6 protein-coding genes are annotated in these 3,555 nt (G+C 65.9%); all 6 read left to right on the plus strand.

What is annotated here, in order from left to right:
- On the plus strand, positions 1-1,476 hold a 1,476-nt coding region (locus VKG81_RS18695), incomplete at its 5' end, for a fatty acid--CoA ligase family protein (protein WP_324398097.1).
- A complete protein-coding gene (locus VKG81_RS18700; protein ID WP_324398104.1) occupies positions 1,436-1,738 on the plus strand; it encodes a hypothetical protein in 303 nt (100 codons plus the stop codon). The genes VKG81_RS18695 and VKG81_RS18700, both read left to right, overlap by 41 nt.
- Before the next feature lie 12 nt (positions 1,739-1,750).
- A complete protein-coding gene (locus tag VKG81_RS18705) occupies positions 1,751-2,380 on the plus strand; it encodes a fatty-acid--CoA ligase (RefSeq protein ID WP_324398098.1) in 630 nt (209 codons plus the stop codon).
- A 14-nt stretch (positions 2,381-2,394) separates the two neighbouring features.
- A complete protein-coding gene (locus tag VKG81_RS18710) occupies positions 2,395-2,616 on the plus strand; it encodes a (2Fe-2S)-binding protein (RefSeq protein WP_324398100.1) in 222 nt (73 codons plus the stop codon).
- Complete coding sequence (locus tag VKG81_RS18715; RefSeq protein WP_324398102.1) at positions 2,613-3,137, plus strand: DoxX family protein; 525 nt, start codon at positions 2,613-2,615, stop codon at positions 3,135-3,137. The genes VKG81_RS18710 and VKG81_RS18715 overlap by 4 nt, the downstream gene beginning before the upstream one ends.
- 8 nt (positions 3,138-3,145) lie before the next feature.
- A partial coding sequence (gene bfr, locus VKG81_RS18720; protein WP_324398103.1) for a bacterioferritin occupies positions 3,146-3,555 on the plus strand: 410 nt, incomplete at its 3' end.

The following is a 3,555-nucleotide window of genomic DNA, read 5'->3' on the forward strand; positions in this document are numbered from 1 at the left end:
GTCGGCGAGCTGAACGCGTTGGCCGACGGCGGCGCAGGCGTTCTCGCCGCGTCGGGCGCCCGCAGTGTGGCCTACGTCGGCACCGGCGGCGTGATGTTGCCGCTGCTGATCTTCTCCTCCGCGCGTGCCGGGCTGCCGTTCACGCCGCTGAATTATCGGCTGAGCGGTGCGGCCCTGTGCGAGTTGATCGAGCGGCTCGAAGACCCGTTGGTGGTGTGCGACAGCGAGTATTGCGATATCGCGCACTCCGCCGGGGCGAAGGTCATCGAGTCGGACGCTTTCCTCGACGAGGCCCGCGCCGCCGAGCCTGTCTCGCTGTTCCCCGATCCCGACGACGTCGCGATATTGCTGTTCACCTCCGGTACCACGTCGCGGCCCAAGGCGGTGGAACTCTCGCACGGCAACCTCACCAGCTACGTCACCGGGACTGTCGAATTCGACTCGGCGGCACCCGGCGACGCCGCCCTGATCTGCGTGCCGCCCTACCACATCGCTGGCGTGGGCGCGGCGTTGTCGAACCTTTACGCGGGCCGAAAGATGGTGTATCAGTGCACCTTCGATCCGAAGGATTGGGTCGGGCTGGTGATCCGGGAGTCGGTCACCAACGCGACCGTGGTGCCGACGATGCTCAACCGGATCGTCAGCGAGCTCGAAAGCAGTCCGGCATCGATCCCCACACTGCGCAGCCTGGCGTACGGCGGGTCGAAAGTTGCCCTGCCGCTGCTGCGTAAGGCACTCGAGCTGCTGCCGGACGTCGGCTTCGTGAATGCCTACGGGCTGACCGAGACCAGTTCGACGATCGCGGTGCTCACCCCCGAGGACCATCGGGCGGCACTACAGGCCACCGACGAGGCGGTCGGGAAGCGGCTCGGCTCGGTGGGGCAGCCGGTCCCCGGCATCGAGGTCCAGATCCGCGGGGAGGACGGCGCGGTGCTCGGACCGCATCAGACCGGCGAACTCTTCGTCAGGGGGGCGCAGGTCTCGGGCAGATACGCCGAGATCGGCTCGGTCCTCGACGAGCACGGCTGGTTTCCGACCAAAGACAGCGCCATGGTCGACGCGGACGGCTATCTGTTCATCACCGGACGTTCCGACGACACGATCATCAGGGGCGGCGAAAACGTCGCGCCCGCCGAGGTGGAGGACGTCCTCGTGGAGCATCCCTCGGTTCGCGAGGTCGCGGTCGTCGGCGTGGAGGATCCCGAATGGGGACAGATCATCACCGCGGTCGTGGTGCCCGAGGAGGGGGCGACCGCGGATCCCGAGGCACTCCGCGACTATGTTCGCAAGACCCTGCGAGGTTCACGCACACCCGACTGGGTGGTGTTTCGCGATCAGCTGCCGGTGACGCCGACGGGGAAGGTCCTCCGCCGTGAGCTGGTCGACGACCTTACCGGCCGGCGAGCCGGTTCCGTTACGACACGAAGGGGCAATGATGATCAAGACGGGTACGCGCCTGCGCAGCCAGGTTTGTGACACGCAGGTCATTGTGGTGCGCGCAACCGAGCGCCTCGATGACCTGCACGCCGGCGGCGTCCCGATGCTGCCGCTCGACGCCGAGATCCCCGGCGGCGCAACGCTGAATCCGGACTTCGCCGCGGGCAACATGATGGGGAAACGCTACGTGGACGAATCCGGCGCTGAGGTCTTGGTGACCAAGGCCGGTGCTGGCACGCTGAGCGTGGGTCACGTGCCCCTGACACTCAAGGAAGCCAAGCCGCTGCCGGCCAGCGATTAGCAGATGGGACCGATGAGCGACACCCGGACCCCCACGCTCATACTCGCTTCGGATTACCGCGTCCCCGATCCGGGACGCGTGTGGCCACTGCTGCAACGTCGAAAGGCGGAGCTGGCCGGGCTCGGGGCGCATCACGTTCTGGTGTATGCGTCGACGACCGACGAGGGCCGCGTGCTGGTGACGATGGGTATCCGCAACCCCGAACCCGTCGTTGACCTGTTGCGCTCACGCGTGTGGTTCGACTGGTTCGACGCGGTCGGCGTGACCGACATTCCCGGCGTGTTCGCCGGTGAAATGGTGGAAAAGCTGGAGCTGACAACATCATCGGAGCCTGCCCCGCCGGGCATCGTGATGGCGGCGATGACGTCGGTCCGCGACGTGTCCACCCTGATCGGGCGGGTTCGCCTCGCCGCGGACAGGCTGCGGGCGGCCGGCATCCGAAAGATCTGGTTTTACCGGGCTTTCGACGATGAACATGAGGTGCTGATTCTCCAGGAGATCGACAGCGAAGAGGACGCGCGGCGATGGATTCAGCATCCCGACGGGGTCGCGGAATGGATGGTTGGTGCGGGTGTCGGCCCGTATCCGCCGCTGTTCGTCGGTGAGTTCGTGAACATGATGCGCATCGAAGAGAACGCGTAGGACGGAACCCCTCGATGTATGTGTGCCTGTGCAAAGGGGTTACCAGTCAAGCCGTGCGGGACGCGGTCGCCGGTGGAGCGTCGACGACGAAGAAAGTCGCCAATGCCTGCGGTGCGGGGTCGGACTGCGGCCGCTGCCGGCGTACGGTTCAAGCCATCATCAAAGCCACGGAGGCGGAGGCTCGAGATCTCGCACCGCAGTCGTCGGTCAAACGCGTGAGGAGGTTGTTTCGATGACAGTTCACGGCTACGCGGTCGACACCGGCCTGCTCATCCTGCGGCTCTGCCTCGGGCTGACCCTGGCCGCGCACGGATTCAACAAGTTCTTCGCCGGCGGGCGGATACCGGGCACCGCGCGATGGTTTGAGAGCATCGGCATGAAACCCGGTGGATTGCACGCCCGCATCGCGGCGACGTGTGAGGTCGCGGCCGGCCTCGGGTTGGCGGCCGGACTGCTGACGCCGATCCCCGCCGCCGGCTTCGTCGCGCTGATGCTGGTGGCGGCGTGGACTGTCCACCGCCCCAACGGGTTTTTCATCGTCAAGGAAGGCTGGGAGTACAACCTGGTGCTCGCGGTCGGCGCGGTCGCGATCGCGACCATCGGGGCAGGCCGCTTCAGCCTCGACTGGCTGTTGTTCGGGCACAACTGGTGTGACGGCTGGGCTGGCTTGGTGGTGTCGGTGGCGCTGGGACTCGCCGGTGGTATCGGGCAGTTGCTGATCTTTTATCGGCCGCCGGTTCGGACGGCTGAGAGTTAGGAGAACACATGCAGGGGGACCCCGACGTCCTTCGGCTGCTCAACGAGCAGCTGACCAGCGAGCTCACCTCGATCAACCAGTACTTCCTGCATTCCAAGATGCAGCAGAACTGGGGATTCAGCGAGATAGCGGAGCACACGCGTGCCGAGTCCTTCGAGGAGATGAACCACGCCGAGGCCATCACCGATCGCATTCTTCTTCTCGACGGCCTGCCGAACTACCAGCGGCTGTTCTCGCTGCGCATCGGCCAGACGCTGCGCGAGCAGTTCGAGAGCGACCTGGCCATCGAACTGGAAGTCGCCGCGAGACTCAGGCCCGGCATCGTCATGTGCCGCCAGAAGCAGGACTCCACGAGTGCGGTGCTGCTCGAGCGGATCATGGCCGACGAAGAAACGCACATCGACTACCTGCAGACCCA

This window comes from Mycobacterium sp. (assembly GCF_035314905.1).
Classification (GTDB): Bacteria; Actinomycetota; Actinomycetes; order Mycobacteriales; family Mycobacteriaceae; genus Mycobacterium.